The 13586-nt window shown below is 66.6% G+C and carries 10 protein-coding genes; 5 read left to right on the forward strand and 5 right to left on the reverse strand.

Features of this window, described 5'->3' with window-relative positions; genetic code table 11:
• Positions 1-31 precede the first annotated feature (31 nt).
• Positions 32-1321 (reverse strand): sugar MFS transporter, encoded by a 1290-nt coding sequence (locus tag MG068_RS17775; protein WP_032128949.1) that lies wholly within the window; start codon positions 1319-1321, stop codon positions 32-34.
• 376 nt (positions 1322-1697) lie between these two features.
• Between MG068_RS17775 and MG068_RS17780 the strand changes: the two genes are divergently transcribed.
• The 3 genes from MG068_RS17780 to MG068_RS17790 all read left to right on the forward strand — a co-directional run bounded on the left by MG068_RS17780 (position 1698) and on the right by MG068_RS17790 (position 7987).
• Positions 1698-2714, forward strand: a complete 1017-nt coding sequence (locus MG068_RS17780; protein WP_032130422.1) for a glucokinase family protein — start codon at positions 1698-1700, stop codon at positions 2712-2714.
• Between the two features lie 143 nt (positions 2715-2857).
• Positions 2858-5518 (forward strand): TonB-dependent receptor, encoded by a 2661-nt coding sequence (locus MG068_RS17785; RefSeq protein WP_132810792.1) that lies wholly within the window; start codon positions 2858-2860, stop codon positions 5516-5518.
• Between the two features lie 111 nt (positions 5519-5629).
• On the forward strand, positions 5630-7987 hold the full coding sequence (locus tag MG068_RS17790; RefSeq protein ID WP_132810793.1) for a beta-N-acetylhexosaminidase: 2358 nt from the start codon (positions 5630-5632) through the stop codon (positions 7985-7987).
• 105 nt (positions 7988-8092) lie between these two features.
• Here MG068_RS17790 and MG068_RS17795 read toward each other — a convergent pair whose 3' ends face one another.
• Both MG068_RS17795 and MG068_RS17800 read right to left on the reverse strand, forming a co-directional pair.
• Entirely contained in the window at positions 8093-8485 is a 393-nt protein-coding gene (locus MG068_RS17795; protein WP_132810794.1) for a VanZ family protein, read from the reverse strand.
• Positions 8482-9666, reverse strand: coding sequence for a class I SAM-dependent methyltransferase (locus MG068_RS17800; protein WP_132810795.1), 1185 nt, complete (start codon positions 9664-9666; stop codon positions 8482-8484). Before MG068_RS17800 ends, MG068_RS17795 begins: the two co-directional genes overlap by 4 nt.
• A 59-nt stretch (positions 9667-9725) precedes the next feature.
• On the opposite strand from MG068_RS17800, the gene MG068_RS17805 reads away from it, so the two are divergent.
• Positions 9726-10463 (forward strand): pteridine reductase, encoded by a 738-nt coding sequence (locus MG068_RS17805; RefSeq protein ID WP_024957037.1) that lies wholly within the window; start codon positions 9726-9728, stop codon positions 10461-10463.
• A 31-nt stretch (positions 10464-10494) separates the two neighbouring features.
• On the opposite strand, the gene folK is transcribed toward MG068_RS17805, so the two are convergent.
• Positions 10495-10980 (reverse strand): 2-amino-4-hydroxy-6-hydroxymethyldihydropteridine diphosphokinase, encoded by a 486-nt coding sequence (gene folK, locus MG068_RS17810; protein ID WP_049421374.1) that lies wholly within the window; start codon positions 10978-10980, stop codon positions 10495-10497.
• A 91-nt stretch (positions 10981-11071) separates the two neighbouring features.
• Here folK and MG068_RS17815 point away from each other — a divergent pair, with 91 nt between their 5' ends.
• Positions 11072-11815: a proteasome-type protease gene (locus tag MG068_RS17815; RefSeq protein ID WP_049421375.1), complete on the forward strand. Its 744-nt coding sequence runs from the start codon at positions 11072-11074 to the stop codon at positions 11813-11815.
• Between the two features lie 258 nt (positions 11816-12073).
• Here MG068_RS17815 and MG068_RS17820 read toward each other — a convergent pair whose 3' ends face one another.
• Complete coding sequence (locus MG068_RS17820) at positions 12074-13585, reverse strand: ATP-binding protein (RefSeq protein WP_132810796.1); 1512 nt, start codon at positions 13583-13585, stop codon at positions 12074-12076.
• Position 13586 lies beyond the last annotated feature (1 nt).

A 13586-nucleotide genomic window follows, 5' to 3' on the forward strand; every position in this document is an offset into this window, starting at 1 on the left:
CCTGGGGTTGGCTGCCGTCCATCATCGCCGATCAGGCCTTGTCCTGCGGCAGGCCGGCGCGGTGGCCGACCACCGAGTAGAACAGGATGTACAGGTAGCACGGCACCATCAGCAACACGAACACCAGCTGGAAGTCGATGTGCTGCTTGAGCACGGCGAACAGCTGCGGAATGATCGCGCCACCGGCAATGCCCATCACCAGCAGGGCCGAGCCGGTCTCGGTGAAACGGCCCAGGCCGCGGATCGCCAGCGGGAAGATCGCCGGCCACATCATGGCGTTGGCGAAGCCCAGCAGGGCCACGAAGGCCACCGATACATAGCCGTGGGTGGCCCAGGCGCCCAGGCAGAACACCACGCCCAGCACCGCCGAAATGGTCAAGTAGCGCGACTGCGAAACGACCTTGGGGATCAACAGCAGGCCGACCACATAGCCGACCAGCATCGCGCCAAGGGTAAGCGAGGTGAACATCTTGGTCTGGTCCAGCGGCAGGTCGAAACCATGGCCGTAGGTGCCGATCGCATCACCGGCCATCACCTCCACGCCCACGTAGACGAACAGGCACAGCACGCCCAGCCACAGATGCGGGAACTGGAAGATGCTGCGGCGCTCGGCGGCACCGGCAGCCGCCGGCGTGGCGTTGGCTTCGGACGACTTGATTTCCGGCAGCGGCGAGAACAGCACGGCCACCGCCAGCACCACCAGCAGCGCAGCCATCGCCAGGTACGGGGTGTGGATCTTGGCGGCAAACTCGTTCAGCAGCGCGGCCTTTGTGACCGCATCTGCGGCCTGCACCTGTGCATCGAGGTCACCGATGCCGTGCAGCACCAGCGTGCCGATCAGCACCGGCGCCAGCATGCCGGCGATCTTGTTGCAGATACCCATCAGCGCGATGCGGCGTGCCGCCGTCTCGATCGGGCCAAGGATGGAGATGTAGGGGTTGATCGCGGTCTGCAGCAGGGCCAGGCCGCTGCCGATCACGAACAGGCCGCCAAGCGCGCCCGGGTACCAGCGCTGGGTGGCGAACTCACCGAACAACGCAGCACCACCGGCCATCACCAGCAGGCTCAGGCTGAGGCCCTTCTTCATGCCGGTGCGGCGCAGGATCCAGGACGCCGGCAGGGCCAGGAAGAAGTAGGACAGGTAGAACACCATCAGCACCAGGAAGGCGCCGACCTCGCTGAGTTCAAAGGCGAGCTTGACGAAGGTGATCAGCGGGCCGTTGAGCCAGGTGAAGAAGCCGATCAGGAAGAACAACACGCCAACGATGGCGATGGAGGTGGCCACGTTCGGGCGCGCGCTTGCAGCGGGGACGGCGGACATCAGGAGGGCTCCTGCGGCGACGGCCGCAGAACACGGCGTCGGAGAGTGGCTGGGAACAACGTTGTCACATTCTTTCGATGGACAGCCGCGGTTTGTCAACTTCCACGCGCAGCCCTGTGAACCTCGTGCTGCACTGCGCAACCCGATCGCAACGCATCGTGCTGAATGCGCCGAAGGCCTTGGCCCATGTGCGGCAACGGTTCCCACGTGAAACCCGCACTCACGCCATGTAAACGTTTACTACATGTCGCATTCGTTGCGATGCAGCAACGAAAGTGTCACGAACTCGTTGACATCGTTGTCAGCGGGGTTACAGACTCCGCCCCAATCGCCGCCCCCGATCCCGGGGCCGGCCCCACCTGCAGCAGGAGCCCGCGTGACCGCCAGCCACCCCGCCCCGGCCCATGTCCTGTCCCGAGTCGCGCCGACGTTCCTGGCCGCCGACGTCGGTGGCACCCATGTGCGCGTGGCCCGGGTCCAGGCCAGCGGTGATGCCGCCCATCCGGTGCAGGTGCTGGAGTACCGCAAATACCGCAACGCCGACCATGCCGGCCTCAGCGCGATCCTGTCCGACTTCCTCGGCGAAGGCCCGCGGCCCACGCATTGCGTGGTCGCCAGTGCCGGCTACGCCCGCGAGGACGGCACGGTGATCACCGCCAACCTGCCGTGGCCGCTGTCGGCGCGCCAGGTGGAAGCCGACGTCGGCCTGCAGCGGGTCTACATCGTCAACGACTTCGAAGCCGTGGCCTACGCCGCCGCGCAGGTTGACGCCAGTGGCGTGCTGCACCTGTGCGGACCGGAAACCGCCGCCCGCGGCCCGACCCTGGTGGTCGGCCCCGGCACCGGCCTCGGCGCCGCGCTGTGGATCCCCACCGCGCACGGCCCGGTGGTGCTCCCGACCGAAGCCGGGCAACCGACCCTGGCCGCCAGCACCGAACTGGAAATGGCCATCGTCCGCCACATGCAGCGCGACCGCGCGCACGTGTCGATCGAACACGCGATCTCCGGCCCGGGCCTGATGAACCTGTACCGCGCGGTGTGCGCACTGCAGGGCCAGGCGCCGACCCTGGCCAGCCCCGACGCGGTTACCGCTGCGGCCATGGCCGACAGCGATGCACATGCGCGCCAGGCGCTGGATGTGTTCTGCGGCCTGCTCGGCAGCACCATCGGCGACATGGCGCTGTTCTACGGCGCCCACGGTGGCGTCTACCTGGCCGGCGGCATCCTGCCGCAGATCCGTGAATACCTGCACGCCAGCACTTTCGTCGAACGCTACCTGCAGAAGGGACCGATGGGCGAAGCGCTGGCACGCATCCCGGTGAAGGTCGTCGAGCACGGCCAGCTGGGCGTGGTCGGCGCTGCCAGCTGGTACCTGCAGCAGTCGGCCGCCTGACACCGCAACAGGCTTCAACGCAATCGCAGCACGCAGTACGTGGCACGCCAACGCACGGGACTTCGCCGCCGCCCCGCGCATGTCATCGCAACCGTAATCGAACACCGCCGCCGGCATCCAATCGAGTGATGAGGAGAGACATCATGAACACCCGCAAGACCCTGCTTTCGGCCGCCATCGTCAGCTGCCTCGCCTTCAGCGCGCACGCGCAGCAGGCCACCCAGACCGCCACCGACCTGGATACCGTGCAGGTCACCGGCATCCGTGGTTCGATGGAAAAATCGCTGGACACCAAGCGCGAAGCCAATGCGCGCGTGGAAGTGGTCACCGCCGAAGACGTGGGCAAGCTGCCCGCGCACAACGTCGCCGACACCCTGCAGCGCCTGCCGGGTGTGAACATCAGCTCGTCCAGCGCCGACGAAGGCGGCTTCGACGAAGCCGACCGTGTCAGCCTGCGCGGCACCAGCCCGAGCCTGACCCAGACCCTGATCAACGGCCATACCGTCGGCTCGGCCGACTGGTTCGTGCTCAGCCAGGGCAACAACGTCGGCCGCAGCGTCAGCTACTCGCTGCTGCCGTCGGAACTGGTCAGCTCGGTGGAAGTGAACAAGTCCTCGCAGGCCAAGCTGCAGGACGGCGGCACCACCGGTACCGTCAACATCATCACCCGCAAGCCGCTGGAATTCTCCAAGCAGTTCACCGCGGAAGGCTCGATCGGCGCGGTGCGCTCGGACCAGGCCAAGTCGAACGACCCGCAGCTGTCGGCGCTGTTCAACTACAAGAACGATGAAGGCACCTTCGGCGTGATGCTGCAGGCCTTCAGCCAGAAGCGCGAGCTGCGCCGCGAAGCGCAGGAAATTCCGGGTGGCTTCTTCACTATCGAAGCCAACGATCCGGTGGCCAAGACCAACCCGGATCTGCTCGGCGTACAGGTTCCGGGCCTGCTGGGCTCAACCCTGTTCGAGCAGACCCGCAAGCGTACGGGTGGCCTGGTCTCGCTGCAGTTCAAGCCGACCGATGATCTGAGCTTCGTACTCAGCGGCTTCAGCTCCAAGCTGGAAGCCAACAACTACAACCGCAACTTCATGATGTTCGGCAACAGCTTCGGCAAGTCGCAGGCGCCTGATCCGGGCTATGTGGTGAAGGATGGCGTACTGACCCAGGCCAGCTACAAGGGCATGCCGGACACCAACTACGCGGTGTACGACATGATCTACCGCGAGTCGACGGCCAAGACCAACTACATCACCCTGGATGCCGACTGGCAGGTCAGCGAAAACCTGACTGCGAAGTTCCAGGCCGGTACCACCAAGGGCACTGGCGAAACGCCGCGCCAGTACATCGCCGAGCTGTTGACTGCAAAGGGTGGCGGCGCCAGCTGGACCACCCATGGCAATGGCTCGCCGGTGGACTGGAATGTGGGGGGCGATATCAGTCCTGCCGGCGCCAGCTGGGGCGGCACCTGGGGCAACCAGCAGGTCACTGCGATCGACAAGGAAAAGTGGGCCAACGTCGATTTCAGCCAGTACTTCAACACAGGCGTGCTGAGCTCGATCGATTTCGGCGCGCGCTACGCCGACCACACGCGTGAAGCAAAGTCGCCGGAAGGCGCCACCCCAGGCAACATCTGGGACGCCCTGCGCGGCAGCCCCACCGCCAACTACCCGGGTGGCTTCGCCGGCGACATCGGCGGCAACTTCCCACGCAACATCTGGTACTACACCCCGGCAGCACTGCGTAATGCGGTGACCAACAACTCCGAATGGCTGTCGGGCAATGACGGTCCGGATGGCCGCCACAACTATGGCGCCGAATGGAAGGTGACCGAAAAGAACTTCGCCGCCTACGTGCAGGGCAACTTCAGCGGCGACCGCTGGAGCGGTAACGTCGGCCTGCGCTACGTCAACATCAAGCAGGACATCGATACCTACGCCACCGCCACCGGCTCGACCGTGCCGGACGTGAAGAGCCTGTTCGGTGCGTGGACCCGCGAAGCCTTCGAGAACAAGCACAACCGCGTGCTGCCGAGCGCGAACTTCAAGTACGACCTGCGCGACGACCTGGTGCTGCGCCTCGCCGCCTCGCAGACCCAGACCCTGCCCGACTACTCCGCACTGGGTGCGTCTTCGTACGGCTCGGATCTGAACCGAAAGGGCGGCGGCGGCAATCCGAAACTGAAGCCGGTGATCTCGACCAACTTCGACGCCAACCTGGAGTGGTACTTCATGCCGCGCGGCATGCTGTCGGTCGGTGCCTACTCGATGCGCCTGAAGGACTACGTGGCCTTCAGCACCGAGAAGCAGATGCTGTTCAGCGAGCTGACCAACCAGCTCGAGGAGTACGACATCTCGCGTCCGAAGAACGCCGACGGCAAGGTGCGCGGTATCGAAGTGGCCTACGAGCAGCCGATCGGCGAGTACTTCGGCGTCAACGCCAACTACACCTACGCTGATGGCAGCACCGACCACACCTGGGCCGATGGCAGCGACAACCTGCTGGGTACTTCGAAGAACACCTACAACGTCGGTGCATACTTCGAGAACGATACCTTCGGTGCACGCGTCAGCTACACCCGCCGTTCGTCGTTCCTGATCGGCCTGTCCGGCGCCAACCCGTACTACCAGGATGACTTCGGCACCCTGTCGGCGTCGCTGAGCTACAAGGCCACCGACTGGCTGAGCATCAGCTTCGATGCGCTCAACCTCAACAACCCGACCTACAAGTACTACCAGACCGCGGCCATCCCGACCTCGTTCTACAGCAACGGTCGCCAGTACTACCTCAACTTCCGCTTCAAGTACTGATCCAGCGGCGGCAACATCGCCGAGTCGTGCACGCACGCCGGGCCTGGGTCATTCCGGGCCCGGCGTTTTTCATGTATAGCGTTCATCGCACCGTTCCAAGGAGTCGTACCGATGGTCAAGCCTTCCCGCGCCCGGATGCGCAGCGCAGTGCTGCTGGGCGGCCTGCTCGCCCTGTTGCCGGCACTGCCGGCACTTGCCGCCGACCCCACACCCGCCACTGAAGCACCCGGCCCCCTGCTGCGCGCCGACAGCCTGATGCTGATTCCCGCCCCGGCCACCGTGCAGCGCGGCCAGGGCAGCGGCATCACCGTCCGCGCCGACACCGTGCTGCAGGCCGAAGGCGAAGCCGCGCAGCGCGTCGCCAGCCAGTTCGCCGATCTGCTGGCCCGCAGCGGTGGTCCGCGCCTTGCACCAGCCAGGGGCAAGGCGGCAGGCACGTCGGGCAGCATCCGCTTCCAGATCGTGCCCACCTTCCGCGACAGCGGCGAAAGCTACACGCTGGAAAGCACCGCAGAAGGCGTGCTGGTGCAGGCCGGCAACGAGACCGGCCTGTTCTACGGCGCGACCACCCTCGCCCAGCTCGCCACCGGCGGCAGCAACGGGGTGCTGCCGGCGGTGCAGATCCAGGACGCGCCGCGCTTCAGCTGGCGCGGTTTCATGCTCGATTCCGCACGTCACTTCCAGAGCCTGGACGAGATCAAGCGCGTGCTCGATGCGATGGCCGCGCACAAGCTCAACACCTTCCACTGGCACCTGACCGACGACCAGGGCTGGCGCATGGAGATCAAGCGCTACCCGAAGCTGACTGAAGTGGGCAGCTGCCGCCTGCCGGCCGGCGACGGTGGCATCGATCCGGTCACTGGCAAGGAGCATCCGTATTGCGGCTTCTACACGCAGGATCAGATCCGCGAAGTGATTGCCTATGCGGCGAAGCTGCATATCCAGGTGATTCCGGAAATCGATGTGCCGGGCCACGCGACTGCCGCGATTGCTGCGTATCCGGAGCTGGGCACCATCGATACGCCGTTGAAGCCGATCAGCGAATGGGGCGTGTTCCCCAACCTGTTCAACGTGGAAGACAGCACCGTCACCTTCCTCGAGAACGTGCTGGAAGAAGTGATCGACCTGTTCCCGGCCAAGTACGTGCACGTCGGTGGCGACGAGGCGGTGAAGGACCAGTGGGAAGCGTCGAAGCAGGTGCAGCAGCGCATGCGTGCGCTGGGCATCAAGAATGAGATGGCCATGCAGAGCCACATCATCAAGCGCCTGGAGACCTTCCTGGAGGAACACGACCGGCGCCTGATCGGCTGGGACGAGATCCTCGAAGGCGGGCTGCCGCCCCAGGCCACGGTGATGTCGTGGCAGGGCACCGAAGGTGGCCTCGCTGCGGCCAGTGCCGGGCATGACGTGATCATGTCGCCGGTCGGCTACCTGTACCTGGATTACCTGCAGACTGCCTCGCCGAACGAACCGCCGGGCCGTCCGACCCAGGTCAATCTCGGCAAGCTCTACAACTTCGAGCCGGTGCCGGCCGAACTGGCCGCCGACAAGCGCGGGCACATTCTCGGCCTGCAGGCCAACATGTTCACCGAGCACACACGCAGCTATGCGCGCCTGCAGCACAACCTGTTCCCGCGCCTGGCCGCTGTGGCCGAGACCGGTTGGAGCACGCCGGAACATCGCGACTTCCGCGATTTCCTCGCACGCCTGCCGGCGCAGCTGCAGCGCTACCGTGCCTGGGGCCTGTCCTATGCGCAGACCCCGTTCGAAGTAGGCGTGGACTACACCGACAATCGCGCGGACAACACGGTGACGGTGTCGCTGGCCAATCCGCTGGGCTATGAAGTGCGCTACAGCACCGATGGCCAGCCGGTGACCGCGCAGTCACCGCTGTACCAGCAGCCGCTGACCGGAAAACTGCCAACCACCGTGCAGGCTGCCGCGTTCTACCAGGGCCAGATGCTGGCGGCGAAACCGACCATTGCCACCTTCACCGCACAGTCGCTGCTCAGCCGCCGCAGCGATGAGCTGCTCAGCTGCGTGGGCAAGAAGGGCCTGGTGCTGCGCCTGGAAGACGATGGCCCACGCGAAGGCAACCGTGCGGTGTTCAACGTGGACATCTTCCAGCCGTGCTGGCGCTGGCCGCAGGCGCAGCTGGACGGCATCGGCAGCGTGGAAGTGCGTGCAGGTCGCATCCCGTATTACTTCCAACTGGCCCACGACGAACCCAAGCGCCGTTTCGAAAAGGCCAAGCGTGCCCACGGCGAGATGCAGGTGCGTCGCGGCGACTGCAGCGGCAAGGTGCTGGCTGAGGTACCGCTGCCAGCCAAGCCCGGTGCCGATGGCTTCGTGACACTGCGTGCAGCGCTGCCGAAGGGTACTCAGGGCACCGGTGACCTGTGCATCAACTTCACTGGCGACACGCGCCCGGCGATGTGGGTGCTGGATGAGGTGAGCCTGGGGAAATGACGGCAGGCCTGTCCGGGTGGGTGCCGGCCTTGGCCGGCACCTCGGGCAGATCATCCACGCATGGCGTGGATCTACGGGTAGGTGCCAACCTGGGTTGGCACGCCTTTACCCGCGCCAGCGCAGCAGCAGGTCGCGCAGCGGGGTCAGTGCGGTGGCCATGCCGGCGAGCACACCGACCGTGTTGGCGATGGCATCCATCGGGTCGGCCATGCGGTTGCTGGTCAGCGCACCCTGGGCAAATTCGATGCCGATGCCCATCAACACCAGGCCCACGCCCACCCACAGCAGCGGGCGGCCCCGACGGAACAGCTGCACCGCGCTGCCGGCCAGGATGAAGTAGGCGAGGAAGTGCTCGCCCTTGTCGCTGTTTTCCGGCAACGGAATCGGCGGCGGTGGAATCAGGCAGACCACGATCACCAACAGCACCGCCAGCGCCCACAGCACGCCCCACAGCCGCGGCCGCTGCAGCGGCTTGATCACCGGCAACGCGTGGTTCACAGGCGCCAGCTCAGGTCACCCAGCTCGAACGCCGGCTCGAAATCGACGCCGCGCTGCAGGCCGATGGCCTGGAAGCGTTCGCCCATTTCGGTCGGCAGGGTCAACTTCTTCACCTGGTCGCGCAGCTGGATGCGCCCCACTTCATCGGTGCGTTCCTCGGCCAGCAGCAGCACCTGGTCCAGGCCGTTGCCAAGCAGGAAACTGGCCTGGCTGCAGTAACCGGCCAGCTCGAAACCGCCGTGCATGCCGGCCTCGGCCATCGCCGTGAAATCCACCGACGCCGTGATGTCCTGCAGGCCCGGCCAGCGATGCACGTCGTTGTGCACGTGGTGGCGGTAGAACGCACGCACGGTGCCATCGTCGCGGTCGTGCTGGTAGAACTCGCCGCGGTTGTAACCGTAGTCGACGAACAGCATCGCGCCACGCTGCAGGCCACCGGCGACCGCCTGCAGCCAGTACGGCAGCTGCGGCAGCACTTCGGAGCGGTAGCCCTCAGCGAAGGGCTTTTCCAGGTAGCGCTCGATGTGGCGTACCGCGCCATTGAGCAGGATGTCGGCCGGCTGCGCGCCGCGGATGAAGTTGCCTTCGGCATCCAGCTCGACGGTTTCCTCGTAGACCTCGCCATCCCGGATCAGGAAGCGCGGCGTCGGCAATGCGTCGATCACCTCATTGGCAAACACCACGCCCTCCCAGTCCTCCTCGAACGGCCGATCGACCCAGTCCACGCGCGCCGCCAGCGCGGCCGGCAGGTTCTGCTGCAGGCGCTGCTGCTGGCGCTCGCGCAGGTCGGCGCTGGGTTCAAGGATGGCGTACCGCGAGGGCAGTGCGTCCAGCTCGGCCAAGCGCAGCAGCACCGCCTCGGCGAAGGCGCCGGTACCACCGCCGAGCTCCAGCATGCGCGCCTGCGTACCCAGCTGGGCGAACACCGGCGCCAGCGCATTGGCCACGCTGCCCGCGAACAGGCTGCCGAGCTCGGGCGCGGTGGTGAAGTCGCCACTGCCGCCGAATTTGCTGGCGCCGGCGCTGTAATAGCCCCAGCCGGGGGTGTACAGGCACAGCTCCATGAAGCGGGAGAACGGCATCGCCCCGCCCTGCGCAAGGATTTCGGCGCGCAGGGCGGCCGCCAGCTGGTCGCTGTGGGCCAGGGCATCGGCTTCGGGCAGGGGGAAGGTGGGCTGCATGGCGTCTTCGAATGCGGTGACAATGGTGCACAGGATAGCCGAGCCTTGGAGGACCCTCGATGAGCGACACCCACCCCGTGGTCCTGATCACCGGCAGCGCGCGCCGGATCGGTGCGGCCATCGCCCGCCAGTTCCACGCCTGTGGCTGGTCGGTGGTGCTGCATGCCAACACCTCCAGCGCCGAGCTGCAGCAGGCCGCGTTCGATTTCGACAACGTGCGCCCGGGCAGCGTGCTGGCCCTGCAGGCCGACCTGCGCGACGCCGACGCCCTGGCCGACCTGGTGGAACAGGCGGTCACCCACTTCGGGCGACTGGATGCACTGGTCAACAACGCCTCCAACTTCTTTCCCACCCCGCTCGGCCAGGTCACCGCCGAGGCAATGGACGAGCTGTATGCGGTCAACGCGCGCGCGCCACTGCTGCTGTCACAGGCGGCGGCGCCCTACCTGCGCCGCCAGCAGGGCTGCATCGTCAACCTGACCGACCTGCACGGCACCGACCCGATGCGCGACCACATCGCCTACACCATGGCCAAGGCCGCGCTGGAGATGGCCACCCGCTCGCTGGCGCTGGAGCTGGCGCCGAAAGTGCGGGTCAATGCGGTAGCGCCGGGGGCGATCCTATGGCCGGAACAGGGCAAGGACGATTTCGCCCGCGAAGCGCTGCTGGCACGCACGCCGCTGGCACGGATCGGCACGGTCGAGGAGATCGCCGAGGCGGTCTACTGGCTGGTGGCCGAAGCCAGCTTCGTCACCGGCCACACCCTGCGCGTGGATGGTGGGCGAACGGTCAGTTGAGGTAGTGCCGGCCGCTGGCCGGCAACCTCCGTCATCCGAGGTCCACCACCTCGAACGCCTCGCCAAACTGTCTGTGCGCACGCCACAGCGTGGCCAGGTCCAACCCGCTGACCGGGTCGATGAAGCCCGGCGCGATGTCGGCCAGCGGCTTCAGCACGAAGGCATGCTTCAGCTCCGGGCGCGGAATGCGCAGGTGGCCGGGACCTTCCACCACCAGGTCGCCGTAGAACACTACGTCGATGTCCAGGGTCCGATCGGAGAAGCGCGGCCCGCTGCGGTCGCGCCCGTGCGCGTCTTCCAGCGCATGCAGCCACTCGTCCAGTTCCTGCAGCGGCAGGTCGGTTTCGATCGCCACCGCATTGTTGAGGAAGGCCGGGCCATCGAAGCCGACCGCGGCGGTACGGTAGGCGGGCGACACCTGCAGCGCGCCGAAGCGCTCGCGCAGGGCCGCCACCGCGGCGTGGAGGTAGCGACGGGGCTGGACGTTGCTGCCCAGGCTCAGGAGCACGGTGGTCATGCGGTTCAGGTGACGGCACTTGGGGGGCGTGGACATGCCGTCGTCACGGCGGCCTGCCTACAATCCGGGACGCACATGATAGGGCACCGACATGACCTATTGCGTTGGAATCGAGGTGGACGAGGGCCTGGTCTTCGCCGCCGACACCCGGACCAATGCCTCGCTGGACGATGTGCGCGTGCACCGCAAGCTGCACGTGTTCGAGTACCCCGGCCAGGCAGCCTACGTGCTGATGGCGGCTGGCAACCTGGCCACCACCCAGCTGCTGGTGTCGCGCCTGGGGCGCGATGCCGGCGAACGGCGCACGCCCAACCTGCGCGACATGGCCCATCTGTTCGAAGCCGCCGAGTACGTCGGCCAGCTGCTGGTGGACAGCCAGGTGCACAGCAGCCACAGCGAACACGGCCATGACGGGGTCAACACCCAGGCCACGCTGATCTTCGGCGGCCAGATCGCCGGCGAGCGTCCCGGGCTGTACATGATCTACCCGCTCGGCAACGCCATCGCTGCTTCGCCGGAAACGCCCTACCTGCAGATCGGTGAGTCCAAGTACGGCAAACCTATACTCGATCGCATCCTCAGTCCGGCCACACACCTGGAGGATGCCGCGCGCACGGCGATCGTCTCGCTGGACTCCACCATCCGTTCCAACCTGTCGGTGGGCCTGCCGATCGATCTGGCGCTGCTGCGCGACGGCGAGCTGCGCATCGGCCAGCAGCTGCGGCTGGGCGCGGATTCCGCGTTGTATGCCGATATTCACCAGAACTGGTCGCGGCGGCTGGAACAGGCGGTGGACGCGCTGCCGCGGTTCCCCTGGGAAACCCTGGACCGGTAGTGCCGGCCGCTGGCCGGCAACCGCAGTGATCCCACCGCACGGGGATACCGGCCAGCGGCCGGCACTACCGGGGCATCAACCCAGTGCTTCGGCCACGGCGCGGAAGACCTGCTGCATCTGCAGCGGCTGGAACAGGCGGTGGACGCCCTGCCATGCTTCCCCTGGAAAACTGCCGAGCGGTAGTGCCGGCCGCTGGCCGGCAACCGCAGTGATCCCACCGCACGGCGATGCCGGCCAGCGGCCGGCACTACCGCGGCATCAGCCCAGCGCTTCGGCCACCGCGCGGAAGACCTGCTGCATCTGCAGCGGCTTGTGCAGCACATGCACCTCCACACCGGCCGGGAACGCGTCCGCCGCGACTGGCACCGACGGGTCCTCCAGCACCAGCGCCGGACCGCGGTAGCCAAGCGTGGCCATCTCGCCCAGCAGCTGGCTGGCCGGCAGCAGTTTGGAGCCGGCATCGGCAATCACCAGCGCCGGCATCGCCTCCTGCTGCATCCAGCGCAACGCCGCCGGGCCATCGGAGGCCAGCTGCAACTGGTAACCCTGGCTGGACAGCGCGTTGCCGAGCAGCGACAGGCGCGTGGCTTCGCCGTCAACCACCAGGATCGACTGGCCACTGCCCAGCGCCACCAGCTGCTCGATCGGCTCGCTGCCATCGATGGCCTCATGCATCGGCAGCCGCAGTTCGAAGCAGGTGCCCTGCCCCGGCTGGCTGTTGACGTGGATGCTGCCACCGGCGCCTTCAACGATGCGCTTGCAGGAAATCAGCCCCAGGCCGGTGCCATCGGCCTTGGTGGTGAAGAACGGATTGAACAGGTGTGACAGCGTGTCCGCATCCATGCCGATGCCTTCATCGGCCACGCAGATCTGCATCCAGTCCACGCCATCGCGCTGGCCGGCATGGCTGGCAGTCAGGCTCAGGCGACCGCCGTTGGGCATCGCCTGGATCGCGTTGAGCGCCAGGTTCAGCATCACCTGCTGCAGTTCGGTGTAGTTGGCGTCGACCACCAGACCTTCGTCCTGCACCTGCAACTCCAGGCGCACCGCATCGGGCACGTTGCTGCGCAACAGCAGCGCCACCGCATCGAACAGGCCATCGATCTCGATGCGCTCGCTGGGCTTGCGCGAGCCGCGCACGAACGACAGCATCGACTCGGCCATCTCGTGGCCACGGCGGCCGCACTCGGCGATGACATCGGCCAGATGGTGCAGCTGCGGATCCTCGGTGCGCGCCTTCAGCAGGTCCGGCATGATCAGCAGCGGCTGCAGGATGTTGCGCAGGTCGTGGCTGAGGCCGGCGGCAAGCAGCGACAGGCTTTCCAGGCGCTGCGCGCGCATCAGTTCGGTTTCCACCCGTGCGCGCTCTATGGCGCTACGTGCATCGCGGATCGCACGCGCCACCGCCGACGGCAGGCGCGCCGGCAGGTGCTTGATGATGTAATCGTTGGCGCCCTTCTGCAGCGCCGCCACTGCATTCTCCTCACCCATGGTGCCGGAGACGAAGATGAAGGGCACTTCCGGTGATGTCTCGCGCACGATGCGCAGCGCGTCATCACCGGAGAACCCCGGCATGCTCAGGTCGGACAGCACGATGTCCGGCTGGAACGCGACCAGTGCCTGGCGCAGTTCGCCCTCGCTCTCGACACGTTCGAAGCGGGCTTCCAGGCCCGCGTCGAGCATCTGTTCGGACATCAGCTCGGCATCTTCCGGTGAGTCCTCCACCAGCAGGATGCGCAGCGCCCCAAGGGCGGGACCGGTCAGGGGCATG

Origin of the sequence: Stenotrophomonas sp. ASS1 (genome assembly GCF_004346925.1) — a bacterium.
In the GTDB taxonomy this organism is placed as follows: Bacteria; Pseudomonadota; Gammaproteobacteria; order Xanthomonadales; family Xanthomonadaceae; genus Stenotrophomonas; species Stenotrophomonas maltophilia_A.

Excerpts from the sequence above, each read along its gene's own strand:
- MG068_RS17775 (WP_032128949.1), bottom strand. The coding sequence starts at position 1,321 with ATGTCCGCCGTCCCCGCTGCAAGCGCGCGCCCGAACGTGGCCACCTCC.
- MG068_RS17785 (WP_132810792.1), top strand. The coding sequence starts at position 2,858 with ATGAACACCCGCAAGACCCTGCTTTCGGCCGCCATCGTCAGCTGCCTC.
- MG068_RS17790 (WP_132810793.1), top strand. The coding sequence starts at position 5,630 with ATGGTCAAGCCTTCCCGCGCCCGGATGCGCAGCGCAGTGCTGCTGGGC.
- MG068_RS17800 (WP_132810795.1), bottom strand. The coding sequence starts at position 9,666 with ATGCAGCCCACCTTCCCCCTGCCCGAAGCCGATGCCCTGGCCCACAGC.
- MG068_RS17805 (WP_024957037.1), top strand. The coding sequence starts at position 9,726 with ATGAGCGACACCCACCCCGTGGTCCTGATCACCGGCAGCGCGCGCCGG.
- folK (WP_049421374.1), bottom strand. The coding sequence starts at position 10,980 with ATGACCACCGTGCTCCTGAGCCTGGGCAGCAACGTCCAGCCCCGTCGC.
- MG068_RS17815 (WP_049421375.1), top strand. The coding sequence starts at position 11,072 with ATGACCTATTGCGTTGGAATCGAGGTGGACGAGGGCCTGGTCTTCGCC.
- MG068_RS17820 (WP_132810796.1), bottom strand. The coding sequence starts at position 13,585 with ATGCCCCTGACCGGTCCCGCCCTTGGGGCGCTGCGCATCCTGCTGGTG.